General features: G+C 73.7%; 24 protein-coding genes and 1 riboswitch. Of the genes, 17 read left to right on the forward strand and 7 right to left on the reverse strand.

Annotation, left to right across the window (positions count from 1 at the left end; all coding sequences use genetic code 11):
• Window positions 1-17: 17 nt before the first annotated feature.
• The 3 genes from IH61_RS0119075 to IH61_RS0119085 form a co-directional block, all read right to left on the reverse strand.
• The gene (locus tag IH61_RS0119075) at window positions 18-1202 is read right to left on the reverse strand and encodes a thiolase family protein (RefSeq protein WP_031071302.1); all 1185 of its coding nucleotides are present in this window, start codon (window positions 1200-1202) and stop codon (window positions 18-20) included.
• A 143-nt stretch (window positions 1203-1345) separates the two neighbouring features.
• A complete protein-coding gene (locus IH61_RS0119080) occupies window positions 1346-2296 on the reverse strand; it encodes a serine hydrolase domain-containing protein (RefSeq protein WP_051837428.1) in 951 nt (316 codons plus the stop codon).
• Window positions 2297-2377: 81 nt separating this feature from the next.
• Window positions 2378-2797, reverse strand: coding sequence for an HIT family protein (locus IH61_RS0119085; protein ID WP_031071305.1), 420 nt, complete (start codon window positions 2795-2797; stop codon window positions 2378-2380).
• A 163-nt stretch (window positions 2798-2960) separates the two neighbouring features.
• On the opposite strand from IH61_RS0119085, the gene IH61_RS0119090 reads away from it, so the two are divergent.
• From IH61_RS0119090 to IH61_RS0119145, 12 genes are all read left to right on the forward strand, one after another.
• Window positions 2961-3149 (forward strand): YegP family protein, encoded by a 189-nt coding sequence (locus IH61_RS0119090; protein WP_031071307.1) that lies wholly within the window; start codon window positions 2961-2963, stop codon window positions 3147-3149.
• A gap of 162 nt (window positions 3150-3311) precedes the next feature.
• The gene (locus IH61_RS0119095; RefSeq protein ID WP_158845086.1) at window positions 3312-3626 is read left to right on the forward strand and encodes an antibiotic biosynthesis monooxygenase family protein; all 315 of its coding nucleotides are present in this window, start codon (window positions 3312-3314) and stop codon (window positions 3624-3626) included.
• Window positions 3627-3794: 168 nt separating this feature from the next.
• Window positions 3795-3922, forward strand: a riboswitch (FMN riboswitch).
• Window positions 3923-4175: 253 nt separating this feature from the next.
• On the forward strand, window positions 4176-4859 hold the full coding sequence (locus IH61_RS0119100; RefSeq protein WP_051837432.1) for a riboflavin synthase: 684 nt from the start codon (window positions 4176-4178) through the stop codon (window positions 4857-4859).
• Window positions 4856-5503, forward strand: a complete 648-nt coding sequence (locus IH61_RS0119105) for a nicotinamide mononucleotide transporter family protein (protein ID WP_031071314.1) — start codon at window positions 4856-4858, stop codon at window positions 5501-5503. Before IH61_RS0119100 ends, IH61_RS0119105 begins: the two co-directional genes overlap by 4 nt.
• Window positions 5500-6777, forward strand: a complete 1278-nt coding sequence (locus IH61_RS0119110; protein WP_051837434.1) for a bifunctional 3,4-dihydroxy-2-butanone-4-phosphate synthase/GTP cyclohydrolase II — start codon at window positions 5500-5502, stop codon at window positions 6775-6777. The genes IH61_RS0119105 and IH61_RS0119110 overlap by 4 nt, the downstream gene beginning before the upstream one ends.
• 35 nt (window positions 6778-6812) lie before the next feature.
• Window positions 6813-7286: a 6,7-dimethyl-8-ribityllumazine synthase gene (gene ribH / locus IH61_RS0119115; RefSeq protein ID WP_031071318.1), complete on the forward strand. Its 474-nt coding sequence runs from the start codon at window positions 6813-6815 to the stop codon at window positions 7284-7286.
• Between the two features lie 117 nt (window positions 7287-7403).
• The gene (locus tag IH61_RS0119120; protein ID WP_031071320.1) at window positions 7404-7676 is read left to right on the forward strand and encodes a phosphoribosyl-ATP diphosphatase; all 273 of its coding nucleotides are present in this window, start codon (window positions 7404-7406) and stop codon (window positions 7674-7676) included.
• Window positions 7677-7727: 51 nt separating this feature from the next.
• Window positions 7728-8576, forward strand: a complete 849-nt coding sequence (gene hisG, locus IH61_RS0119125) for an ATP phosphoribosyltransferase (RefSeq protein ID WP_031071322.1) — start codon at window positions 7728-7730, stop codon at window positions 8574-8576.
• A 172-nt stretch (window positions 8577-8748) separates the two neighbouring features.
• The gene (locus tag IH61_RS0119130) at window positions 8749-9189 is read left to right on the forward strand and encodes a PH domain-containing protein (RefSeq protein WP_031071325.1); all 441 of its coding nucleotides are present in this window, start codon (window positions 8749-8751) and stop codon (window positions 9187-9189) included.
• A gap of 218 nt (window positions 9190-9407) precedes the next feature.
• Window positions 9408-10751 carry a hemolysin family protein gene (locus IH61_RS0119135; RefSeq protein ID WP_199823351.1) on the forward strand — a complete coding sequence of 448 codons (1344 nt, stop codon included), beginning with the start codon at window positions 9408-9410 and terminating at the stop codon, window positions 10749-10751.
• A complete protein-coding gene (locus tag IH61_RS0119140) occupies window positions 10748-11788 on the forward strand; it encodes a hemolysin family protein (RefSeq protein WP_031071329.1) in 1041 nt (346 codons plus the stop codon). The genes IH61_RS0119135 and IH61_RS0119140 overlap by 4 nt, the downstream gene beginning before the upstream one ends.
• A gap of 85 nt (window positions 11789-11873) precedes the next feature.
• The gene (locus IH61_RS0119145; protein WP_031071331.1) at window positions 11874-12857 is read left to right on the forward strand and encodes an NAD-dependent epimerase/dehydratase family protein; all 984 of its coding nucleotides are present in this window, start codon (window positions 11874-11876) and stop codon (window positions 12855-12857) included.
• Between the two features lies 1 nt (window position 12858).
• Here IH61_RS0119145 and IH61_RS0119150 read toward each other — a convergent pair whose 3' ends face one another.
• Window positions 12859-14832: an AAA family ATPase gene (locus IH61_RS0119150; RefSeq protein WP_051837444.1), complete on the reverse strand. Its 1974-nt coding sequence runs from the start codon at window positions 14830-14832 to the stop codon at window positions 12859-12861.
• Between the two features lie 413 nt (window positions 14833-15245).
• Window positions 15246-15857, reverse strand: coding sequence for an AAA family ATPase (locus tag IH61_RS0119155; protein ID WP_051837436.1), 612 nt, complete (start codon window positions 15855-15857; stop codon window positions 15246-15248).
• Between the two features lie 213 nt (window positions 15858-16070).
• Here IH61_RS0119155 and IH61_RS0119160 point away from each other — a divergent pair, with 213 nt between their 5' ends.
• Complete coding sequence (locus IH61_RS0119160; RefSeq protein WP_031071336.1) at window positions 16071-17234, forward strand: acyl-CoA dehydrogenase family protein; 1164 nt, start codon at window positions 16071-16073, stop codon at window positions 17232-17234.
• A gap of 78 nt (window positions 17235-17312) precedes the next feature.
• Here the strand turns inward: IH61_RS0119160 and IH61_RS47770 are convergent, their stop codons facing one another.
• Complete coding sequence (locus IH61_RS47770) at window positions 17313-17810, reverse strand: hypothetical protein (RefSeq protein WP_199823352.1); 498 nt, start codon at window positions 17808-17810, stop codon at window positions 17313-17315.
• A 228-nt stretch (window positions 17811-18038) separates the two neighbouring features.
• Between IH61_RS47770 and IH61_RS0119170 the strand changes: the two genes are divergently transcribed.
• The 4 genes from IH61_RS0119170 to fxsA all read left to right on the forward strand — a co-directional run bounded on the left by IH61_RS0119170 (window position 18039) and on the right by fxsA (window position 22543).
• Entirely contained in the window at window positions 18039-18479 is a 441-nt protein-coding gene (locus tag IH61_RS0119170; protein WP_031071340.1) for an Lrp/AsnC family transcriptional regulator, read from the forward strand.
• A 31-nt stretch (window positions 18480-18510) separates the two neighbouring features.
• Window positions 18511-20127, forward strand: coding sequence for an amidohydrolase (locus IH61_RS0119175; RefSeq protein WP_031071342.1), 1617 nt, complete (start codon window positions 18511-18513; stop codon window positions 20125-20127).
• A 126-nt stretch (window positions 20128-20253) separates the two neighbouring features.
• Window positions 20254-21891 carry an apolipoprotein N-acyltransferase gene (gene lnt / locus IH61_RS0119180; RefSeq protein ID WP_051837446.1) on the forward strand — a complete coding sequence of 546 codons (1638 nt, stop codon included), beginning with the start codon at window positions 20254-20256 and terminating at the stop codon, window positions 21889-21891.
• A gap of 55 nt (window positions 21892-21946) precedes the next feature.
• A complete protein-coding gene (fxsA, locus tag IH61_RS0119185; protein WP_031071347.1) occupies window positions 21947-22543 on the forward strand; it encodes an FxsA family membrane protein in 597 nt (198 codons plus the stop codon).
• A gap of 130 nt (window positions 22544-22673) precedes the next feature.
• Here fxsA and IH61_RS0119190 read toward each other — a convergent pair whose 3' ends face one another.
• A complete protein-coding gene (locus tag IH61_RS0119190; RefSeq protein ID WP_031071348.1) occupies window positions 22674-23048 on the reverse strand; it encodes an RNA polymerase-binding protein RbpA in 375 nt (124 codons plus the stop codon).
• Window positions 23049-23197: the final 149 nt, after the last annotated feature.

Below are 23197 nucleotides of genomic sequence, written 5' to 3' on the forward strand. Positions count from 1 at the left end.
GGGGAAAGCGGCGGCGATCAGTCCAGCGCCTCCAGGATCGTCGCGTTGGCCAGGCCACCTGCCTCGCACATGGCCTGCAGCGCGAACCGCCCGCCCCGGCGCCGCAGTTCGTGGACGAGCGTGGTCATCAGCCGGGCGCCGCTGGCGCCCAGCGGGTGGCCGAGGGCGATGGCGCCCCCGTTGACGTTGAGTCGGGCGGGGTCGGCGCCGGTCTCCTGGAGCCAGGCCAGGACGACGCTGGCGAACGCCTCGTTGATCTCGAACAGGTCGATGTCGGCGAGCGAGAGCCCCGAGCGGCGCAGCACCTTCTCGGTGGCGGGCATCACCCCGGTGAGCATCAGCAGCGGGTCCGAGCCGGTGACGGCGAAGGAGTGCAGCCGTGCCAGCGGGCGCAGCCCGAGCTTCGCGGCCGTCTCGCTGCTGGTGATCAGCAGGGCGGAGGCGCCGTCGTTGACGGGGCTGCTGTTCCCGGCCGTCACCGACCAGTCGATCTGCGGGAAGCGCTCCGCGAACGCCGGGTCGGCGAAGGAGGGGCGCAGTCCCGCGAGCACCTCGGGTGTGGTGGCCGGGCGCACCGACTCGTCCATGGTCACCAGCCCGCCGGGGGTGGCCACCGGGACCAGCTCGTCCGCGAACCGGCCCTGCGCGTGCGCCCGGGCCGCCTTGGCGTGCGAGCCGGTCGCGAACTCGTCCATCGCCTCCCGGGAGATCGACCACTTGGCGGCGATCAGTTCGGCGCTGACGCCCTGCGGCACGAGCCCGCCCGGGTAGCGCGCGGCGACGGACTCGCCGAACGGGTCCGCGCCCGCCGGCACGTTGGACCACATCGGCACCCGGCTCATCGACTCGATCCCGCAGGCCACCACCACGTCGTACGCGCCGGACATCACGCCCTGCGCGGCGAAGTGGACGGCCTGCTGGGAGGAGCCGCACTGCCGGTCGACGGTGGTCGCCGGGACGGACTCGGGCAGCCCGGCCGACAGCCAGGCGTAGCGGGCGGTGTTCATGGCCTGCTCGGCGACCTGGTCGACGCAGCCGGCGATCACGTCGTCGACCAGGGCCGGGTCGATGCGGCTGCGGTCGACCAGCGCCCGGAGGGTGCGGCCGAGCAGCTCCACCGGGTGGACGGAGGAGAGCGCGCCTCCCGGCTTGCCCTTGCCGATCGGCGTGCGGACGGCTTCGACGATCACGGCGTCGCGCATGGCGGGCCGCCTTTCCTGTGAGGGTGGGTTGGAAAAGCGAACTCACTATAGGACCGGTGAGTTCGAAAATCCAACCCTCTCGAAGGCGGCACTCCTCGCAGCGGCACTCCTCATGGCAGCACCCCTCCCGTAGGGCGGCGGCCTCAGGCCGGGTGCGTCTGGAGGCGGCGCAGGAGGGCGGTGGCGGCGGTGTCGGGCTGGCGGTGGGTGGTGAGGGCGACGACGCCCACGGACGTGGCCGGGTCGAAGGCGACGAAGGCGCGGGAGCCGGGGGCGCCGCCGTGGTGCCAGATCTGGAGGTGGCCGCCCTGCTGGTGGTGGAGGCGGTGGGCGAGCCAGCCGAGGTGCGTCCAGGCGAACCGGTTGACGCGGTGGCGGGTCTCCCGGGTGAGGGTGATCGCGGGGGCGAGGGGGCCGTCCGGGGTGTGCTCGGCGGCCAGCTGGGCCTGGAGGAGGACGACGAGGTCGGCGGCGGTCGAGTGCACGCCCCCCGCGCCGGGCAGCACGACGGGTCGCAGCCGGGAGCCGCGCCCGCCGCCGTCCCGTACGCCCGTGCCGGTGAGCCCCAGCGGCCCGCACACCTCGCGCGCCAGCACCTCCCCGTACCCGGTGCCCGCCCGGTGGGCGAGCGCGAGGCCGAGGAGCCCGGCGCCGAGGCCCGAGTAGCGGAAACCCCGCCCGGGCACGGACCGCAGCCGCGTTCGGCCGAGCCGCTCCAGCACGCACGAGGAGCCGCGCCAGTGCAGGAAGTCCCGGGGCAGGCCCGAGGAGTGGGTGGCCAACTGCCGCAGGGTGACGGGCTGTCCGCGCCGGCTGGGCACCGCGACCTCGCCGTCCAGCACCTCGGCGAGCGGCTCGTCCAGGCACACCGTGCCGTCGAGGACGAGCCGGGCGAGCAGCAGCGAGGTGAACACCTTGGAGACGGCCCCGATCCCGAACTCCGTCTGCGGGCCCGGCGCTTCGCCGCCCGGCCCGGCCCGCCCGGTGCCCCGGACCTGCACCTGCCCGCCGGAGATCCCGGCGACCACCGCGCCGGCGTTCTGCTGTGCGAGCCGGTCAGCGGTCCCCTGCACCAGGTCGGCGAGTTCATCCATGCGCGCGAGCCTAAAGGGCGAGGTCCGCGTGGATGTCAGCCGGTCCGCCGCAGCGCCTCCCGCAGCCGGGCCGCACGCCCGTCAGCCGGTCCGCCGCAGCGCCTCCCGCAGCCGGGCCGCGACCGCCGCCGCCTCCGCCTCGTCGGGGTACGTCCGGCGCGGCCAGAAGAACCCGCGCAGCCCGTCCTTGGGATTGCGCGGCACCACATGGACGTGCAGGTGCGGTACGGACTGGCTGATCCGGTTGTTCGCCGCGACGAAGCTGCCCGCCGCGCCGAGCGCCTCCTCCACGGCCGCCGCGACACGCTGCACGCACAGGAAGAACGGGCCCACCTCGGCGGCCGGCAGGTCGGCCAGGGTGCGGTGGTGGGTGCGCGGGACGACCAGGGCGTGGCCCGGGAACAGCGGCCGGCGGTCCAGGAAGGCGACGGCCGCCTCCTCCTCCAGCACCCGGTGCGCGGGCTCGGTGCCCGCCACCACCGCACAGAACACGCAGTCCATCCGTCCATTGAAACCACCGGCACCCGGCCCCGGCACCCCCGCAAACCCCGGCCGCCCGGATCTCACCCGGACGGGCGGCGCCCGGATGCGCCCGGCCCGCCGCCGTGCGCACCGTGTTCCCGGGGGAGACACACCCCCACCGCAGAACCGAGGAGGTGGCCCGATGGCGGGCAAGTTCGAGGTCTACGAGGACTCCGCAGGCAAGTACCGGTTCCGGCTCAAGGCGGGCAACGGCGAGATCGTCGCCACCGGCCAGGGCTACTCGAGCAAGGACGCCGCCCACAAGGGCGTCGAGGCGGTCCAGCGGGCGGCCGTCGACGCCTCGGTGGTGGACATGCCCAAGGCGGCCTGACGGGCACCCCTGACGGGCACCCCTGACGGGCACCCGGAGTCACCCACCCCCGCCGGCGGGGCCAAGCGCGGGGCACCTCTGCGTAAAAATCCCGCCGGACCCACCCCCACCAGCGGTTTCGCGCCGATAATGGGGCCAGGGACTCCACGGGAGGTGGTGGTCGTGATCGTCAGGATCTGGGCCGGGCAGGTCGTCGCCGGTCGCCTGGAGGAGTTCTGCGCGCACCTGGTGGCCCAGGTGATCCCGCAGCTCGGGCAGACGGACGGCTGCCTCGGCGGCGAACTGCTGCGCTCGGTGGCCGAGGACGGGCAGCGGGTGCTCGTGCTCAGCCGCTGGCGCGACGAGGAGGCCCTGCGCGGCTACGCCGGGCCGATGTGGCGGATCCGGCCGGTCTGGTCGGAGGGGGAGATGACCTACCTCGCGCACCCGCCGGAGGTGACCCACTTCACCACCACCGCTCTGCCCGCCGCCGCCTGAGCCGTGTCCTTCGGCTCACGCCGGGCGGTCGCAGCTCGCCCCCCTCCGGAGGGCCCGCCCCGGAGGGGTCGCGCATTCCCGCCCCCCGCGTGAAACAGCCCACACCCCGGGGCCCTCCCTGAGCCCTCGCGCCGCGTGGCACAATGACGGGCAACAGCAGTGACGTTCAGCGCACTCCGGGGTCGGTGAAAATCCGAACCGGCGGTTACAGTCCGCGACCCGTCCGCAGCCAGCGGCCGGTTGACCAGGTGAAATTCCTGGACCGACGGTTAAAGTCCGGATGGGAGGCGTGCGCGGGCGGACGAAGAGCAGTATCCGTGGTTCCACGAGGTCGGTCGCGATCGCATGCGGTCGCAGAGCGAACGAGCAGAACCACGGGCAGGTGAGTGACGGGAGCCAGTGCTCCCGGCCGGGAGAGCGATCCCCTGGCGGCCTCAAACACCGCACCCCCGACCAGGGGTACGGCCAGGGGGCCCGCGCACCGGTGCCCGTCCGTGTCATCTCCCTCTGCCGCCCCGGAGTCCGCGCCCCAAGCGCGAGGAGACCCGGGTGTTCACCGGCATCATCGAAGAGCTCGGCGAGGTCGTGTCGATCGAGGAGATCGGCGACTCCTCGCGAATCCGCCTGCGCGGCCCGGTGGTCTGTGCCGATGCGAGCCACGGCGCCTCCATCGCGGTCAACGGCGTCTGCCTGACCGTCGTCGACACCCCGGACGAACTGGCCGCCGGCACCGGCGAGTTCAGCGCCGACGTGATGGCCGAGACCCTCCACCGTTCCAGCCTGGGCGAGTTGAAGCCCGGCTCGCCGGTCAACCTCGAGCGCGCCATGGCGCTCGGCGCCCGGCTCGGCGGACACCTGGTGCAGGGTCATGTCGACGCCACCGGACGGCTGTTGAGCCGGGAGCCCGGCGAGCGCGACGCCAACGGCGACCTGCGCTGGGAGGTGCTGCGCTTCTCGCTGCCCGCCACCGTCTCCCGCTACCTGGTGGAGAAGGGCTCGATCACGGTCGACGGCGTCAGCCTCACCGTGGTGGAGGCGGCCCTCGACAGCTTCACCGTCAGCCTCATCCCGGCCACCCTCGCCCTGACCACGCTCGGCGCGAAGACCGTCGGCGAGAGCGTCAACCTGGAGGTGGACGTCCTCGCCAAGTACGTGGAGCGCCTCCTCGAGGCCCGCACGCTCCCCACCCTCCCGAACCTGCCGAACCTGCCCGAGACGGGGGAGACCAAGTGAGCTGGCTCAGCGGCGAGGCGTTCACCGTCCTCGGCGAACACGTGAAGTGGGCCGACATGATCGGCAACCTGCTCGGTTTCGGCGCCCTCGCCCTCGGCTGGCGCCGCTCGATGTGGAGCTGGCCCGTGCAGCTCCTCTCCGGCGCCGTGCTGATCACCGCCTACCTCGGCGGCCACGTCCCCGGCCTGATCGGCAAGCAGCTGATCATCATCACCACGGCCGTCTGGGGCTGGCGGCAGTGGCGCCTCGGCCGCCGCGACACCGGCACGATCGCCGTACGGTTCGCCACCTGGCCCGAGCGCGCCGTCCTGGCCGGGGGCACCGCCGTCGCCACCGTCGCCCTGGCGCTGCTCTTCACCTCGTACCCGAGCCTGTCCTGGAGCCCCTGGTCGGACGCCTACATCTTCGTCGGCACCCTGGCCGCGATGATCGCCCAGGCGCGCGGCTGGCTGGAGTTCTGGTTCGCCTGGATCGCCGTCGACGTGGTCGGCGTCCCCTTCGCCTTCAACAGCGGCTACACCTTCTCCGGCCTCACCTACTCCGTCTACTTCGTCCTGGTGATCCTCGGCCTGCGCTCCTGGTGGATGAGCACCCGTGAGCCCCGAGTCACCGCCGCCAACGTCCCGCAGGGAGTCACGGCATGACCGAGAACCAGACGCACCCCGACGGCGACGACGGCCTCGCCGACATCGTCCTCGACCCGGTCGAGCGCGCCATCGCCGACATCGCCCTCGGGCGGGCCGTGATCGTGGTCGACGACGAGAACCGCGAGAACGAGGGCGACTTCATCTTCGCGGCCTCCGCCGCCACCCCCGAGCTGATGGCCTTCACCATCCGCTACAGCTCCGGCGTCATCTGCGTCCCCATGACCGGGGACGAGCTGGACCGCCTCAAGCTCCCGCCCATGACGGCCGTCAACGAGGACCGCAAGGGCACCGCCTACGCCGTCTCCGTGGACGCCCGCGAGGGCGTGGACACCGGCATCTCCGCCGCCGACCGCGCCCGGACCGTACGGCTGCTCTCCTCGCCCGGCACCGAGCCCGGCGACCTCACCCGCCCCGGGCACGTCTTCCCGCTGCGCGCCGTCGAGGGCGGCGTGCTGGCCCGCCCCGGCCACACCGAGGCGACCGTCGACCTGGCCCGCCTCGCCGGGCTGGCGCCGGCCGGCGTCTGCGTCGAGGTGGTCAACGACGACGGCACCATGGCGCGGCTGCCCGAGCTGGTCGTCTTCGCCCGGGAGCACGGCCTCGCGATCATCTCCATCGCGGACCTGATCGCCTACCGCCGCCGCACCGAGCTGCACGTGGACCGGGCCGCCGTCACCTCCCTGCCCACCCGGTACGGCGACTTCACCGCCGTCGGCTACCAGGGCACCATCGACGGCGTCGAGCACCTCGCCCTGGTGGCGGGCGGCCTCGGCCCGGACGGGCGGCTGCCGGACGGCGAGGACGTGCTGGTGCGCGTCCACTCCGAGTGCCTGACCGGCGACGTCTTCGGCTCGCTGCGCTGCGACTGCGGCCCGCAGCTGGACGCCTCGCTCGAGCGCGTCGCCGAGGCCGGCCGGGGCGTGGTGCTCTACCTGCGCGGCCACGAGGGCCGGGGGATCGGCCTGATGCACAAGCTGCGGGCGTACGAGCTCCAGGAGCAGGGGCGCGACACCGTCGACGCCAACCTGGAGCTGGGCCTGCCCGCCGACGCCCGCGACTACAGCATCGGCGCCCAGATGCTGGTGGACCTCGGGGTCCGCTCGCTGACCCTGCTCACCAACAACCCGGAGAAGCTCACCGCGCTCACCGACCACGGCCTCAAGGTCAAGGGGCGCGAGGCGGTCGAGATCGCGCCGAGCGAGCACAACCTGCGCTACCTGCGCACCAAGCGCGACCGGATGGGCCACGACCTGCCCGGCCTGGGCTCCTGAACCACCTCACCACGTACGGAAAGTAGGAACAGAGCATGAGCGGCCACGGAGCCCCCGAGCTGACCATCGACGGCGTCGCCGACCTCAAGGTCGCGGTCATCGCCGCCCAGTGGCACGACAAGGTGATGAACGGCCTGCTGGACGGCGCCCACCGCGCCCTCAAGGAGCTGGGCATCGCCGAGCCCACCGTGCTGCGCGTGCCCGGCACCTTCGAGCTGCCCGTCGCCGCCAAGCGCCTCGCCGAGCGCGGCTACGACGCCGTCGTCGCCCTCGGCGTGGTGATCCGCGGCGGCACCCCGCACTTCGACTACGTCTGCCAGGCGGCCACCGTCGGCCTCACCCAGGTCAGCGTCGACACCGGCGTCCCCGTCGGCTTCGGCGTGCTGACCTGCGACAACGAGGAGCAGGCCCTCGACCGGGCCGGCCTGCCGGGCTCCGCCGAGGACAAGGGCCACGAGGCCGTCACCGCCGCCGTCGCCACCGCCGCGGTGCTGCGCGCCGCGCTCTGACACCGGCCGGTCCGGGCCTTCCCGGAACCTTCCCGGACCGTGGACGTCCACCCGACCGTCCACGGTCCGGGACCGTTTACCGCCCGTCCGCCCGCACGCCGTAAGGTGAGTCCCATCATGGCTTCGAAGACATTCGAGGAGCTCTTCGCCGAGCTCCAGCAGAAGGCCGCCACCGGCGACCCCTCGTCCTCCCGTACCGCGCAGCTCGTCCAGCAGGGCGTCCATGCGATCGGCAAGAAGGTCGTCGAGGAGGCCGCCGAGGTCTGGATGGCCGCCGAGTTCCAGTCCGACGAGCAGACGGCCGAGGAGATCTCGCAACTCCTCTACCACCTTCAGGTGATGATGATCGCCCGCAAGCTGACGCTCGACGACGTCTACAAGTACCTCTAAGCCCGACCCTCAGTAGCACTCCCTCCCCAACAGGTAAGGAAGCAACCTCCCATGCTGCGCATCGCCGTCCCCAACAAGGGTTCGCTCTCGGGTCCCGCGGCGGAGATGCTCCATGAGGCCGGCTACCGCCAGCGCAAGGACCCGAAGGAACTGGTCCTGGTCGACCCGAACAACGAGGTCGAGTTCTTCTTCCTGCGCCCGCGCGACATCGCCGTCTACGTCGGCTCCGGCCGCCTCGACGTCGGCATCACCGGCCGCGACCTGCTCCTGGACTCGCACTCCAACGCGGAGGAGGTGCTCGCCCTCGGCTTCGCCGCATCGACCTTCCGCTTCGCCCGCCCCGAGGGCGTGCAGGTCGAGGACGTCAAGGGCCTGGAGGGCCTGCGCATCGCGACCTCCTACACGGGCCTGGTCGAGCAGCACCTCGCCGACAACGGCGTGAAGGCGACGGTCACCAAGCTGGACGGCGCGGTCGAGACCGCGGTGCAGCTCGGCGTCGCCGACGTGATCGCCGACGTGGTGGAGACCGGCACCAGCCTGCGCAACGCGGGCCTGGAGGTGTTCGGCGAGCCGATCCTGATCTCCGACGCCGTGGTGATCCGCCCCAAGGGCGCCGGCGAGGACGCGGGCGTGGACCAGTTCCTGCGCCGCCTCCAGGGCGTCCTGGTGGCCCGCCGCTACGTGCTGATGGACTACGACATCCGGGCCGAGAAGGTCGGCGCCGCCGTGGCGCTCACCCCGGGCCTGGAGTCGCCGACCGTCTCCCCGCTGCACACCGAGGGCTGGGTGGCCGTCCGCTCGATGGTGCTGCGCAAGGAGGCCCAGCAGATCATGGACGACCTGTGGGGCATCGGTGCCCGCGCGATCCTGGTCACCAACATCCACGCCTGCCGCCTCTGACCCGCCACGAGCGCTGACCCGCCACGAGCGCTGACCCGCCACGGGCGGCGACCCGCCACGAGCGCTGACCTGCCGCGAGGTCCACAGGTAAAGAACGGTTCAATAGGGGCGGGGACGCCGGCCGGCGTCCCCGCCCCTGCGCTGCCGCCACCCGAACCACCGGAGACCGAACGTGTCCACGCCGCCCGTCCAGTACCCCGTCACCTGGGCGCCCCGCCGCACCCGCGCCGTGCTGCTGCCGGTCTGCGCGCTGCTGGTGGCGCTGTTCGCGGTGCTGGCCGTGCTGCTCCCGGAGAGCTGGCAGCTCAACGACCGGATCATGATGGTCATGAGCGGCGTCCTGTTCGCCGCCGTGGGCCTGATGCTGGCCCGCCCCCGGGTGAGCGCCGACGCGGACGGCGTGACGGTGATCAACTTCGTCCGCACCCGCCGCCTGGCCTGGGCCGAGATCGTCCGGGTCAATCTCCGCCAGGGCGACCCGTGGGCCACCCTCGACCTCGCGGACGGCACCTCGCTGGCCGCCGTCGGCATCCAGCCCGGCGTCGGCCGGAACCAGGCCATCGCGGACGCCCGCGCCCTGCGCGACCTGGTCGACCACCACGCGGGCCACTGAAGCCAGGCCACCAACCCCGGACCACCGAACCCGGGCCCGAACGGGCCTGCGAGCCATGTCCGGATATCGTCTACGCTGGTAAAAGCGGGGCAAAGCTTTCCGCCCCCCGAACGACCTGCCCGCACATGACCTGAGGAGTGACACTCCCCCTCGATGGACGATCCGTCCGGTAGTACCTGCGCCGCCTCACTTCCCACCACCGGAAGGCAGGCGGCACTGTGATCACCGCCTGGCTGCTGTTGCTCGCGGCCGTCCTGCTGATCCTCGCCAACGGCCTCTTCGTCGCCGCCGAGTTCGCCTTCGTGACCGTCGAGCGCGGGGCCGTGGACCGTTCCGCCGCGGCCGGCGACGCCAAGTCCGGCCGCGTGGCCAGGGCCCTGCGGCACCTCTCGTTCGAGCTCTCCGGCGCCCAGCTGGGCATCACCGTCACCTCCCTGGTGGTCGGCATGCTCGCCGAGCCGGCCCTGTCGACCCTGCTGAGCCCCGTCATGACCGCCGTCGGCGTGCCCGACGCGGCCGCGCGCGGCGTCGCCGTGGTGGTCGGCATGGTGCTCGCCACCGTCGTCCAGATGGTGATCGGCGAGCTGGTGCCGAAGAACTGGGCGATCTCCCGCCCGCTCCAGGTGGCCCGCGCGGTCGCCGCCCCGCACATGGCCTTCTCGCTCGTCTGCCGCCCGCTGATCAGCTTCCTGAACGGCGTGGCCGACCGGACGGTGCGCGCCTTCGGTGTCGAACCGCAGGAGGAGCTGGACCACGCCCGCACCCCGGACGAGCTGGTCGCCCTGGCCCGCCACTCGGCGAAGGCCGGCGCCATAGACGAGGAGTCGGCGCGGCTGTTCGTCCGCACCCTGGGCCTGGGCGAGCTCACCGCCGAGTCCGTGATGACCCCGCGCATCGACGTGTCCGCCCTGCAGGGCGACGCCACCGCCTCCGACGTCATCAACCTCACCCGGGCCACGGGCCTGTCCCGCTTCCCGGTGTACGCCGACAGCCTGGACGAGGTCACCGGCATCGTCACGCTCAAGGACGCCCTCGCCGTCCCGGCCGCCCGCCGCGGCCTGGTCCGGGTGGCCGAGCTGGCCGCGCCCCCGCTGCTGGTGCCCGAGACCCTGCCCGCCGAGCGGCTGCTCGACCGGCTGCGCAAGCTCCAGCCGATGGCCATCGTCGTGGACGAGTACGGCGGCACCGCCGGCGTCGTCACCGTCGAGGACATCGTCGAGGAGATCGTCGGCGAGGTGCAGGACGAGCACGACCCGGCCGACCACCCCGACCTCCTCGCCCTGCCCGCCGTCAACGGCCTGCCGGTCTGGCAGGCGGACGGCCGCGCCCGGCTCGACCAGCTGGAGCGCATCGGCCTGCACGCCCCGGACGGCCCGTACGAGACGCTGGCCGGCCTGGTCGCCGACCTGCTCGGCAAGCTCCCCGAGGTCGGCGAGCGGGCCGAACTGCCCGGCTGGCGGCTCACCGTCACCGGCGTCGACCGCCACCGCACCAGCGAGGTCCGGGTGGAACGCACCGCCGCGCCCACGCTGTTCGGCGACGACAGGGGCGGCTCCCGATGACCGCCCTCCAACTGCTGGTCGCGCTGCTGCTCCTGCTCGGCAACGCCTTCTTCGTCGGCGCCGAGTTCGCCGTCGTCTCGGTGCGCCGCAGCCAGATCGAGCCGCTCGCCGAGGCGGGCAACAAGCGCGCCCGCACCGTGCTGCACGCCCTGTCCAACGTCTCCGCGATGCTGGCCGCCGCCCAACTGGGCATCACCGTCTGCTCGCTGGGCCTCGGCGCGCTCGCCGAGCCGACCATCGCCTCCCTGCTGGAGGGCCCGTTCCACGCGATCGGCGTCCCCTCCGGCCTGATGCACCCGCTCAGCTACGGCATCTCGCTCGCCGTCGTGGTGTTCCTGCACATGGTGATGGGCGAGATGGTGCCGAAGAACATGGCCATGGCCGGCCCCGAGCGGGCCGCGCTCTGGCTCGGCCCGCCGCTGGACCGGCTGGCCCGCTGGCTCGCCCCGGTGATCCGGCTGCTGAACAGCCTGGCCAACGCCGTGCTCAGGATGTTCCGGGTGGAGGCCAAGGACGAGGTCGAGTCGGTGTTCACCACCGAGCAGCTGATGTACCTGCTCGTCGACTCCCGGGACGCGGGCCTGCTCGACCAGGGCCGCCAGGAGCGCCTGGAGGACGCCCTGGAGATGGGCCACCGCCCGGTCACCGACGTCCTGCTGCGCCCCGAGCAGCTCGTCACCGTGGACACCAAGGTGACGGCCGCCGAGGTCGAGGAGCTCGCCCTGCGCACCGGCTTCTCGCGCTTCCCGGTCACCGACGGGGACCCGGCGGGCCACGGCTACCTGGGGTACCTGCACCTCAAGGACATCCTCGACGTCGACGACCCGTCGGCGCCCGTCCCGGCCCGCCTGTGGCGCCCGATCACGGTGCTGCGCGGCAGCCTCCCGCTGGACGACGCCCTCGGCGCGATGCGCAGGGCCACCTGCCACCTGGCCGCCGTCCTCGACCAGGACGGCCGCACGCTGGGCGCGGTGATGCTGGAGGACGTCCTGGAGGAGCTGGTCGGCGAGATGCACGACCCGGACCACCGCGCCTGAGGTTCACGTACGTTCGCCGACGGCGATTCTGCCGACAGCAGCGAACGCTTCCCATGCCGGCCACCCTCGTCGCAGGGTGGTCGGCATGAGACTTCTGCTGCTGGGTGGGACGAACTTCGTCGGACGGGCCCTCGCCGAGGACGCGTTGGCCAGGGGCTGGGAGGTGACGGCCCTCAACCGCGGCAGCCGGCCCGCCCCCGAGGGCGTGCGGGCGCTGACCGGCGACCGTACGGCCGAGGGCGGCCTCGCGGCGCTGGCGGCGGGGGAGTGGGACGCGGTGGTGGACACCTGGTCCTGGGCCCCCGCCGCGGTGCGCGACAGCGCCCGGGCGCTGGAGGGCCGCGTCGGCCACTACACGTACATCTCCAGCCGGTCGGTGTACGACTACCCGACGAGCGCCGGGGCCGACGAGAGCGCACCCGTGGTCGACTCCTCCCCGGACCTCACCGGCGAGGTGCCCTACGCCGAGGCCAAGCGCGGCGCCGAACTCGCCCTGGAGGCGCGCTACGGCGGCCGGGCGCTGCTGGTGCGCGCCGGGCTCATCCTCGGCCCCTACGAGGACATCGGCCGGCTGCCCTGGTGGCTCGACCGGATCGCCCGGGGCGGCCCCGTGCTCGCCCCCGGCCCCCGCGAGCAGGCCCTGCAGTACATCGACGTCCGCGACCTCGCCCGGTGGACCCTGGACGCGACGAAGGCCCGCCTCGGCGGCCCGTACAACGTGGTGAGCCCCTCCGGGCACGCCACCATGGGCGAGCTGCTGGACGCCTGCGTGCGGGCCACCGGCTCGGACGCCGAGCTGCGCTGGACGGCGCCGGAGAAGATCCTCGCCGCCGGGGTCGCGCCCTGGACGGAGCTGCCGATCTGGCTGGCCCCGGGCGACCTGTACGACTTCCTGCACACCGGCTCCGTCGCCCGCGCCGAGGCTGCCGGGCTGCGCTGCCGGCCCGTCGCCGAGACGGTCGAGGACACCTGGGCCTGGCTGCGCTCGATCGGCGGCACGGCCCCGCAGCGCGCTGACCGGCCGGCGGTCGGGCTCGACCCGCGGCGCGAGGCGGAACTCCTGGCGTGATTCAGGAGCGGCCGTCGATCAGCTCCCCGTACGCCTGCACCAGGTCCGGCAGCCGCAGGGTCGCGAGGTCCTCGCGGCCCGGCGGCTCGCGCAGCAGCGAGAGTCTCAGGTCCCGGTAGGCGCAGGACTTCTCGTACAGGGTGCGGATGAACCGGCCGTTGCCCAGCTCGTCGATCCAGCCCTCGCGGACCACGTGGGTGCAGATGCTGGCCAGCTCCTCGGCCGCGTCCTCGTCCCAGCCGTCGCCGTCCCGGCCGGCCAGCGCCGCGCCGATCGCGGTCAGCTCGCCGGGGCGGTAGCTGGGGAAGTCCACCCGGGTGGTGAAGCGGGAGTTGAGGCCAGGGTTGGTGGCCAGCAGCCGGTTCATGCCCTCGGGGTAGCCGGCGAGGATCACCACCAGCCGGTCCCGGTTGTCCTCGGCGCGCTTGAGGAGCACCTGGAGGGCCTCGTCGCCGTACGCGTCGCCCTTGGTGTAGCCGGAGTTGGAGAGGCTGTACGCCTCGTCGATGAACAGCACGCCGTCCAGCGCCGAGTCGATCAGCTCGTTCGCCTTCACGGCGGTCTGGCCGAGGAACTCGCCCACCAGGTCCGCCCGTTGGGCCTCCACCAGGTGGTCGCCGGAGAGCAGGCCCAGGGCGTGGAACACCCGGCCGAGTATCCGCGCCACCGTGGTCTTGCCGGTGCCGGAGGGGCCGGAGAAGACGAAGTGCCGCTTGGGCGGCTGGACGGGCAGGCCCTGCTCGGCCCGCAGCCGCGACATCCGCAGCTGCGCGGACAGCGCCCGCACCTGCCGCTTGACCGGCTCCAGGCCCACCATCAGCTCGAGCTCGGCCAGGGCGGCGTCCAACTCCCGTTCACCACCGGCCGGTTGGACGGCGGCCAGGGCCTCGGCCCGGGGCTCGGCCACCGCCCGTACGGGCAACTGCGCGGGAGACGCCTGTCCGGGCTGTCCGGGCTGACCGGCCTGATCGGGCTGCCCGGGCACCGGCGCGGTGCCGGTCCGCTCCCCGGCGGCCTGCGAGGCACCGCCCTCGACGGTCACACCCTCGACGGTCGCACCCTCGGCGGGCTCGGCCTCCGCCACCCCCTCCTGCGGCGGGTAGCCGTTCAGCAGGGAGCCGTTCAGTAACACGCCGTCCGGCAGCGGGGCCTGCTCGGAGAGGCCGAAGCCCGGCCCCTCCACGAAGAGCGTCTCGTCCTGGTACCCGACGGGCTCCGCCGCCCCGCCCTCGCCCGGCCGGATGCCGCTCAGCAGGCCGTCCGCGAGGGCGTCCTCGGCGGCGATGGCCTCCAGCCGGGCCGCCGTGTCCATGAACGCCTGGTCCGCCCGGTGCACCGCCCGGTACAGCGGCAGCGCGGCGGCGCTGCGCCCGGCGCCCTCGTACGCCCGCGCCAGCCAGTACCGCAGCTCCTTGCGCTGCGGCTGCTCGGAGCGGCAGCGGGCCAGGGAGGCGGCCAGCGGGACCTGCGCCTGGGCGCACATGTCCAGGCGCACCCGGGCCATTCCGGCGAACAGGCCGGCCTCTATGCCGAGCATCGGGTCGTCCAGCAGCCGGTCGGTGTCGCGGATCAGCTGCTCCCAGTCCTTGAGCAGGTAGGAGCGGCAGGCGTACAGGAACTGCGCGGAGGGGTCCTCGCTCGCGGGGGCGCACTGCTCCAACGCCCGGTCCAGCTCGGCGAGATGGCGCCCGTCCAGCCAGTGCGAGGCGTGTGCCAGGGCGAGGTCGCGGGCGTCCTCCAGCACCGGCTGCACCCACCAGCCCAGCCAGTACCAGGAGCTGAGGGGGCGTCGGTGCAGGCGCCGCTGCTCGCCGAAGCGGTTCTGGTTGCGGTACATGGCGAGCAGGGCGGCGGAGGTGTCGCTGCGCAGGGCGTGCAGGCCGAGCCAGGCGTCGGCCATGCCGGGGTCGAGCCGGACGGCGGCGCGGAACTCCTCCTCGGCGCGGGCGTAGGCACCGGCCGTGTAGGCGTCCATGGCACGCTGCCAGGCGCGGTCGGCGAGCCGGTCCGGGCCGCCCGCCGTGCTGTCGGAACTGTCCACCGTCGTCACTCACGCCCCCCGCCGTGTGGCCCGGGGCGCGGCCCGGCGGATGGTCTGCGCACAACCGGGCCGGTGGTCGTCGTGCCCCCGGGGCGCATCCGCGCCTACCCGGAATCGTACCGGGGCGGGGCTGATCCGGAAGGGTGTCTCGCGGGGTCAAATGCGATCGCGGAGGCGGTCGTTGACCGCCCGCGGGCCTGTTCGGGCCGGGCGGGGGCGAATTTCGGAAGGGGGCGGAGCGGTGCCCCCGGCTCACGGGGGAACAAGCCGGGGACACCGGGTCCGTCGCGGCCGGGAGCAGAAGTCCCGGCGGCTGTGGAGAACCTAAGCCGTGCCAACGCCGCAGGTCAAGGGGTTGTTGAAGGTTCACCGACGGTGCACGGCGCGATCCGCCCGGTCACCCCGTCGACCCGCGTCGCGGCGTACGGCCGGCTCGGGTCGGCGGCGAAATGTGCCGATTCGGCCCGCGCCCAGCCCGCCCAGAAGTCGGCCAGTTCCGGACCGTCCCTCAACTCCCCGCGCCGACGGGCCGAAGCGGCGTCCAGCTCCATCCAGATCACCCGGGCGAGCCACGGCCGCACCGCCCGCCGACCGGCACCGACACCCTCCACCAGCACCACCGGGGCGGGCGGCACCACGGCCGTGCCCGCGAAGCGGCGCAGCGTCCAGTCGTACACCCCGTGCCGCGCCTCCCGGCCCGCCGCCAGCGGCGCGATCACCTGCTCCCGCAGCCGGTGCGTCCAGCCGAAGAGCTCCTCGTGGGTGGCCAGGTCGTCCAGGTGCACCACCGGGGCGCCGCCGAGGGCGGCCGCCAGCCGGGCGGCGAAGGTGGTCTTGCCGGAGCCCGCGTGCCCGTCCACCGCGACCAGCCGCACCGGCCCGCAGGAGGGCGCCAGCGCGCCCAGCTCCCCGGCGAGCGCGGTCAGGGAGTTGGCGGTGAGAGGTCCGGAAGCAGCCACAACGGCAACCCTACGGTGCCGTAGCCCACCACTGCGGACAGTTCATCTGTGCTGGTCGTGACGCCGGGCCGGGATTCGGGCATACTCGCCTTCGCCACGCCTGTGAACGGCCGTTCACCGCAACCCGGTGCCCGGTCGGGCCGACCCCGCCACACCCGCGCCGGACCAGCCGAAACCCCGGCCCGGTGCCCGATCGAGGAGGCGACCACCGCCATGACCCCCTCTCCTGCGAAAGCCGTGGAGCGCCAGCTGCCCAGCGAGGAGGCCCGTGAGCTGCTGAGCCTCACCCGGGAGCTGGTCCAGCGCGAGCTGCGGCCGCGCGCGGCGCAGGACGAGGACGCGGGCCGCTTCCCCCGGGAGGTCTTCCGCACCCTCGGCGAGGCGGGCCTGCTCTCCCTGCCGTACGACGAGAAGTACGGCGGCGGCGCCCAGCCGTACGAGGTGTACCTCCAGGTGCTGGAGGAGCTCGCCTCCGGCTGGCTCGCGGTCGGCCTCGGCGTCAGCGTCCACACCCTCTCCTGCCACGCGCTGGCCACCTTCGGCAGCGAGGAGCAGCGTGAGAAGTGGCTGCCCGCCATGCTGTCCGGCGAGCAGCTCGGCGCCTACTGCCTCTCCGAGCCGCAGTCCGGCTCGGACGCGGCCGCGCTGCGCACCCGCGCCGACCTCGACGGCGAGACGTACGTCGTCAACGGCACCAAGGCGTGGATCACCCACGGCGGCCAGGCGGACTTCTACAGCGCCCTGGTGCGCACCGGCGCCGAGGGCCCCAAGGGCATCAGCTGCCTGCTGGTGCCCGGCGTCACCGAGGGGCTCTCCGCCGCCCCGCCGGAGCACAAGATGGGCATGCGCTCCTCGCCCACCGCCCAGCTGCACTTCGACGGCGCCCGGGTCTCCCGCGACCGGCTGATCGGCGAGGAGGGCCAGGGCTTCCAGATCGCGCTCGCCGCGCTGGACTCCGGCCGCCTCGGCATCGCCGCCTGCGCGATCGGCGTCGCCCAGGCCGCGCTGGACCTCGCCGTGGACTACGCCCGCACCCGCAAGCAGTTCGGCCGGGCGATCGCCGACTTCCAGGGGCTGTCGTTCCTGCTCGCCGACATGGCCACCCAGATCGAGGCCGGGCGCGCGCTCTACCTGTCCGCCGCGCGGCTGCGCGACGCGGGCCTGCCGTTCTCCAAGGAGGCGGCGATGGCCAAGCTGTTCTGCACCGACACGGTGATGCGGGTGACCACCGACGCCGTCCAGGTGCTCGGCGGCTACGGGTACACCCAGGACTTCCCGGCCGAGCGCTACATGCGCGAGGCCAAGGTCCTGCAGATCGTCGAGGGCACCAACCAGATCCAGCGCCTGGTCATCGGGCGCCACCTCACCAAGGGCTGACAGCCCTCACCCCGTACGGCCGCCGGCCGTCACTCCAGGGTGCGGAGTGACGGCCGGCGGTTCACTTCTGACGTCCCGTCAGCTGGCCCGCGCCATGCGGCGGCGCTGCTCCGGTACGGAGCGCAGCGGCGCGACCTGGGCCAGCGGGGCCGCCTTCACGGGGGACTCCGGGGCGGCTGCGGCGCGCACCGGCCGGTGCAGCACGGCGTGCGAGAACGGCTGGGTGCGCCAGTCGAGTTCGCCCGGCATCCCGAACAGGGCGCCGAAACCGGCCGGGCCGGTCTCCTCGGGGGTCTCGACCTCGGCCAGGTCGTCCGTCAGCGTGCCCGAGCCGGGGCAGATCGCGGGGGCGAAGGGGTTCCAGGCGGTCGGCAGCAGTGCGTGCTGCGGAAGTCGCTCCTCGTCGGCCACCAGGGCGATCGGGCGGCGGCACTCGGGGCAGTTGACCCGGAAGCTGTCCCAGGTCTCGGCCTCGCCGGGGCCGGAGCCCGGCGGGAGGTCGGCCGCGAGACCCTCGCGACCGGTCATATCGTCGGTCTCGTCGGCGTCCAGCGCAGGCTGGTCAGTAGCAGGCATGAAGATCCCCCTAGGATCGGGCCCGACGTGGTCGTCCAGGGCCACAACCAGCACTTCCCTCCGGCCAGGACTCATAATCCTGCGGTGCGGCGCACTGTGATGCACGCGGTGTGTCCTTGGCCACATCACCCGCCATGTTCACCCGGCATGTGCCCCGCAGGCACCTGCAGGGGTACGGGGTGCCACCTCGTGCGCCCCCCGTGCGCCCGAGCGGGTAGGTTGACCGCTGTGGAGGATCTCGACCAACGCATCGTCCAGCTGCTCGTAGAGGACGGCCGGATGAGCTACACGGACCTGGGCAAGGCCACGGGCCTGTCCACCTCGGCGGTGCACCAGCGGGTACGCCGCCTCGAACAGCGCGGGGTGATCCGCGGCTACACCGCGATCATCGACCCGGACGCCGTCGACCTGGCGCTGACCGCGTTCATCTCGGTCAAGCCCTTCGACCCCAGCGCCCCGGACGACACCCCGGAGAGACTGGCCGGCCTGCCCGAGATCGAAGCCTGTCACAGCGTCGCCGGCGACGAGAACTACATCCTCAAGGTTCGCGTCGGCGCCCCCGGCGACCTGGAGGACCTCCTCGCCCGCATCCGCAGCGCCGCCGGCGTCTCCACCCGCACCACCGTCGTCCTCTCCACTCCTTACGAGGCCCGACCCCCGAAGCTCTGACCACGATCGGGCGAGGTGCAGACTTAGGCCCATGACCGAACGCACCTTCCGGACCGTCCTGCTGCGCGGCGGCGCCGTCTACAGCCCCGCCGACCCCTTCGCCACCGCGATGCTCGTCGAGGGCGAGCACGTCGCCTGGGTCGGCAGCGACGGCGCCGCCGAGGCGTACGCGGCGACCGTCGACGAGATCGTCGAGCTGGACGGCGCCCTGGTCACCCCCGCCTTCGTCGACGCCCACGTGCACGCCACCTCCACCGGACTGGCGCTCACGGGCCTCGACCTCACCGGCACCCCCTCGCTCGCCGCCGCCCTGGCCGCCGTCACCGCCTTCGTCGACGCGCGGTCCGAGGGCCGGGAGAGCGGCGGCGTCCTGATCGGCCACGGCTGGGACGAGACCGCCTGGCCCGAGGGCCGACCGCCCACGCTCGCCGAACTCGACGCCGCCGCCCGCGGCGCCGCGCTCTACCTCTCCCGCACCGACGTGCACTCCGCGCTGGCCACCACCGCCCTGCGCGCCCTCACCGAGGGCCTCGCCGAGCGCCCCGGCCACGACGCCGAGGGCCCGCTCACCAAGGACGCCCACCACGCCGTCCGGCAGACCGCCCTCGCCCACCTCACCCCCGAGCAGCGCCGCCGCGCCCAGCGCGCCACCCTGGCCCGCGCCGCCGAACTCGGCATCGGCGCCCTGCACGAGTGCGCCGGCCCCGAGATCTCCTCCGAGCAGGACCTCGCCGCCCTGCTCGCCCTCGCCGCCGAGGGCGAGGGCCCCGAAGTCTTCGGCTACTGGGGCGAGTTGGGCGGCATCGACACCGCCCGCCGACTCGGCGCCCTCGGCGCGGGCGGAGACCTCTTCGCGGACGGCGCCCTCGGCTCCCGCACCGCCTGCCTGCACACCCCCTACGCCGACGCCGACCACACCGGCACCGCCTACCTGAGCGCCGAGCAGATCGCCGACCACGTCGCCGCCTGCACCGAGGCCGGGCTCCAGGCCGGCTTCCACGCCATCGGCGACGCCGCCGTCAACGCCGTCGTCGAGGGCGTGCGCGCCGCCGGCGAGCGGGTCGGCACCGACCGGGTCAAGGCCCTGCGCCACCGCGTCGAGCACGCCGAAGCCCTGGACGACAAGAGCATCGCCGCCTTCGCCGAACTCGGCCTCACCGCCTCCGTCCAGCCCGCCTTCGACGCCGCCTGGGGCGGCCCCGACGGCATGTACGTCCAGCGCCTGGGCGCCGAGCGCGCCGCAGCCCTCAACCCGTACGCGGCCCTGCTGCGCGCCGGCGTCCCGCTGGCCTTCGGCTCGGACGCCCCCGTCACCCCGCTCGACCCCTGGGGCACCGTCCGGGCCGCCGCCTTCCACCGCACCCTCGAGCACCGCATCTCGGTGCGCGCCGCCTTCACCGCCCACACCCGCGGCGGCTGGCGCGCCATCGGCCGCGACCAGGACGGCGTCCTGGTGCCCGGCGCCGTCGCCAGCTACGCGATCTGGGCCGCCGACGAACTGGTCGTCCAGGCCCCCGACTCCCGCGTCGCCGGCTGGTCCACCGACCCCCGCTCCGGCACCCCCGGCCTGCCCGACCTCACCCCCGGCCACGACCTCCCCGTCTGCCTGCGCACCGTCGTGCGCGGCCGCACGGTGCACCGGCGGTGAATCCGGTGTGACGGGCGAGGGTGGCGGCGCCGCCACCCTCGCCTCTGCCGTCCCCGACGTTCCGGGGTACCTTCTTCCGACAGCGTCCGAACAAGCACGTTTCAGGAAGATGGTGTGCCGGTGGCCATGCCCGTCACGCAGGAGCGGCCGGGAGCCGCCGCCGAGCCGCAGAAGCAGGCGCCGCGCCCCGGCCTGCTGACCCGCGTGCTCGCCAAGGTCCGCGCCGGGCTGCCCCGGACGGGCCTGGCCGTCGTGGCCGGGCTGCTGCTCGCACTCGCCTTCCCGCCGTACGACCTGTGGCCGCTCTCCCTGCTCGGCGTCGCCGCGCTGTCGCTGCTCACCCGCGGCCGCACCGTCCGCCAGGGCGCCTGGACGGGCTTCGCCTTCGGCCTGCCGTTCTTCCTGATGCTGCTCAGCTGGCTGCGGGTGGTCGGCTGGGACGCCACCGTCGGCCTGTCCGTGGTCGAGGCGCTGTTCCTGGCCGCGCTCGGCGGCGCCCTGGCCGGCACCTCCCGGCTGCGCGGGTGGCCGCTGTGGGCGGCCTGCCTCTGGGTCACCCAGGAGTGGGCCCGCGACCGGCTGCCGCTGGGCGGCTTCCCCTGGGGCCGGCTGGCCTTCGCCAACACCGCCACCCCGTACACCCCGCTGGCCGCGCTCGGCGGCGCCCCCCTGGTGACCTTCGCCGTCGCCCTGTCCGGCACGCTGCTCGCCTGGGCCGTCCTGCGCCTGCGCGGCCCGGGGCGGGCCCCGAAGGCCGCCGCGCTCGCGGCGCTCGGCGCCGTGGCCGCGATGGTCGCCGGCTACGCCGTGCCCGTGCCGACCGGCGCCACCGACACCGTCAAGGTCGCCATCGTCCAGGGCAACGTGCCCAACCCGGGCATGGACTTCCTCGGCCGCCCGATGATGGTCCTCAACAACCACGCCGCCGCCACCGAGCGCCTCGCCCTGGACGTCCGCGGCGGCGAGGTCCCCCGGCCCGACATCGTCATCTGGCCCGAGAACTCCTCCGACCTCGACCCCTTCAGCGACCCGCTCGCCCGGCAGCGCATCGACGAGGCCGTCAAGGCCATCGGCGTGCCCACCCTCGTCGGCACCCTGGTGGACGGCCCGGACGCGCAGCACGTCCAGAACGAGGGCATCGTCTGGGACCCGGTCACCGGCCCCGGCGCCTCCTACACCAAGCAGCACCCCGTCCCCTTCGGCGAGTACGTGCCCTTCCGCGCCCAGCTGATGAAGGTCGTCACCCGCCTCCAGCGCGTCGCCCGCGACTTCTACCCCGGCGACCACAACGGCGTCATGCAGCTCGGCCCGGCGAAGATCGGCGACGTCATCTGCTTCGAGGTCGCCTACGACGAGATCGTCCGCGACACCGTCGACGACGGCGCCCGCATCCTCGTCGTCCAGACCAACAACGCCACCTACGCGAAGACCGGCCAGCCCGAGCAGCAGCTCGCCATGAGCCGCCTGCGCGCCGTCGAGCACGGCCGCGCCGTGCTGATCGCCGCCACCAGCGGCATCAGCGCCGTCATCGCCCCGGACGGCACCGTCCAGCAGCGCACCCAGGAGCTGACCGCCGAGGAGCTCTCCGCCACCGTCCCGCTGCGCGACGGCACCACCGTGGCCGACCGCGTCGGCGCCCTCCCGGAGTGGACCCTGGCCCTCGGGGGCCTGCTGGCCTGCGCCGCCGCCGTGGCCCTCGGCCGCCGCCGCCCGAGGAGCGGAACACCCGCCGAGCCGGAATCGTTGGACCAGGTGGTGCCGTAGCCGGCCCGGACCTCCCGTGCGGCGCGCCGAGCACCGCCTGGAGTGGATTCGTACCGTGACCCAGCAAGACACCCCCACCCGTCCGGTCCCGCGCAGCCGCCTCCGGCGCGTGCTGCCGCTGCTGCTCACCGCCTGGCTGGTGCTGGAGATCTGGCTGCTGGTCCAGGTGGGCTCCTGGCTGGGCGGCTTCACCGTCCTGCTGCTGCTCATCGCCGGCGCGCTGCTCGGCGGCTCGCTGATCAAGCGCGCCGGGGTCAAGGCGCTGTCGGCGGCCATCGAGCAGAGCAGGAACCCGCAGTCGCAGCAGCCGCAGACCGGCACCAGCCTGACCGTGCTGGCCGGGCTGCTGCTGATCGTGCCCGGCTTCCTGTCCGACCTCGTCGCGCTGACCCTGCTGTTCCCGCCCACCCGGGCCCTGTGGCGGGCCGCCGGGCGCAAGGCGGCGGCCAAGGCGCTGCGCAGCGCGGGCCCGGTCGGCGCCGACCCGTTCGCGGACGCGATGCGGCTGCAGGAGCAGCTGCGCATCCACCGCCCGGACGGCAAGGTCGTCCAGGGCGAGGTCGTCGACCCCGAGGCGGGCCCGCGCGGCGCGCAGGGCTCTCAGGGCTCTCAGGGCCCGGACACGGGCTACCGTCCGCCGATCTCCGGCTGATCCTCGGCTTACTCGGAGCCCCGGCTACTCGGAGCCTCGGATGCTCGGAGAACCACGCGTGGAACGCGAAAGGGACCCTGGTGACCAGGGTCCCTTTTCGTGTGTGCTCCCGCGCGGGGCGGGGGCTCGGTCAGGCGCTCTTACGGGTGTCTCGCGGGTGTACCGCGAGGTTCATCCCACCGGAGCGGAGAACGGCCAGCCGCTCGGCCAGCACCTCCTCCAGCTCCTCCCTGGTCCGGCGCTCCATCAGCATGTCCCAATGGGTTCGCGTCGGCTTGGTCTTCTTCTCCTCCGGCTCGTCGCCGTCGAGAAGCGCGGCCTCCTGGCCGCAGAATCGGCATTCCCAGGTTGCGGGGATCTCGGCCTCGACCGAGAAGGGAACCTCGAAACGGTGTCCGTTCTGACACGCGTACTCGACGGTCTGGCGGGGCGCCAGGTCAATGCCACGGTCGGTCTCGTAGCTGGTGGCCCCGAGTCGCGTGCCGCGGAGAGCTCGCTCGCTCATGAATCGTGCCTCCCGGGCTTATGGCCCACAGGACTAGTGGTCGCTGTTCTTCGTCGTTCGGTCAACGCTCGGCTTCCGACGAAGATTCCCGTCCCGGGACATGCGTCGTCTGTTGTGCCGCCCCTGTTTGTACCCATCGGCGCCCGATT

The sequence above is a fragment of the Streptomyces sp. NRRL WC-3742 genome (assembly GCF_000720635.1).
GTDB lineage: Bacteria > Actinomycetota > Actinomycetes > Streptomycetales > Streptomycetaceae > Kitasatospora.

What these genes read in the sequence shown, in the direction of transcription:
- hisG (WP_031071322.1), top strand. Translation starts at nt 7,728, where the DNA reads ATGCTGCGCATCGCCGTCCCCAACAAGGGTTCGCTCTCGGGTCCCGCG.
- IH61_RS0119090 (WP_031071307.1), top strand. Translation starts at nt 2,961, where the DNA reads ATGGCGGGCAAGTTCGAGGTCTACGAGGACTCCGCAGGCAAGTACCGG.
- IH61_RS0119190 (WP_031071348.1), bottom strand. Translation starts at nt 23,048, where the DNA reads ATGAGCGAGCGAGCTCTCCGCGGCACGCGACTCGGGGCCACCAGCTAC.
- ribH (WP_031071318.1), top strand. Translation starts at nt 6,813, where the DNA reads ATGAGCGGCCACGGAGCCCCCGAGCTGACCATCGACGGCGTCGCCGAC.
- IH61_RS0119085 (WP_031071305.1), bottom strand. Translation starts at nt 2,797, where the DNA reads ATGGACTGCGTGTTCTGTGCGGTGGTGGCGGGCACCGAGCCCGCGCAC.
- IH61_RS0119160 (WP_031071336.1), top strand. Translation starts at nt 16,071, where the DNA reads ATGACCCCCTCTCCTGCGAAAGCCGTGGAGCGCCAGCTGCCCAGCGAG.
- IH61_RS0119075 (WP_031071302.1), bottom strand. Translation starts at nt 1,202, where the DNA reads ATGCGCGACGCCGTGATCGTCGAAGCCGTCCGCACGCCGATCGGCAAG.
- IH61_RS0119110 (WP_051837434.1), top strand. Translation starts at nt 5,500, where the DNA reads ATGACCGAGAACCAGACGCACCCCGACGGCGACGACGGCCTCGCCGAC.
- IH61_RS47770 (WP_199823352.1), bottom strand. Translation starts at nt 17,810, where the DNA reads ATGCCTGCTACTGACCAGCCTGCGCTGGACGCCGACGAGACCGACGAT.
- IH61_RS0119150 (WP_051837444.1), bottom strand. Translation starts at nt 14,832, where the DNA reads ATGGACGCCTACACGGCCGGTGCCTACGCCCGCGCCGAGGAGGAGTTC.
- IH61_RS0119175 (WP_031071342.1), top strand. Translation starts at nt 18,511, where the DNA reads ATGACCGAACGCACCTTCCGGACCGTCCTGCTGCGCGGCGGCGCCGTC.
- lnt (WP_051837446.1), top strand. Translation starts at nt 20,254, where the DNA reads ATGCCCGTCACGCAGGAGCGGCCGGGAGCCGCCGCCGAGCCGCAGAAG.
- IH61_RS0119120 (WP_031071320.1), top strand. Translation starts at nt 7,404, where the DNA reads ATGGCTTCGAAGACATTCGAGGAGCTCTTCGCCGAGCTCCAGCAGAAG.
- IH61_RS0119140 (WP_031071329.1), top strand. Translation starts at nt 10,748, where the DNA reads ATGACCGCCCTCCAACTGCTGGTCGCGCTGCTGCTCCTGCTCGGCAAC.
- IH61_RS0119145 (WP_031071331.1), top strand. Translation starts at nt 11,874, where the DNA reads ATGAGACTTCTGCTGCTGGGTGGGACGAACTTCGTCGGACGGGCCCTC.
- IH61_RS0119080 (WP_051837428.1), bottom strand. Translation starts at nt 2,296, where the DNA reads ATGGATGAACTCGCCGACCTGGTGCAGGGGACCGCTGACCGGCTCGCA.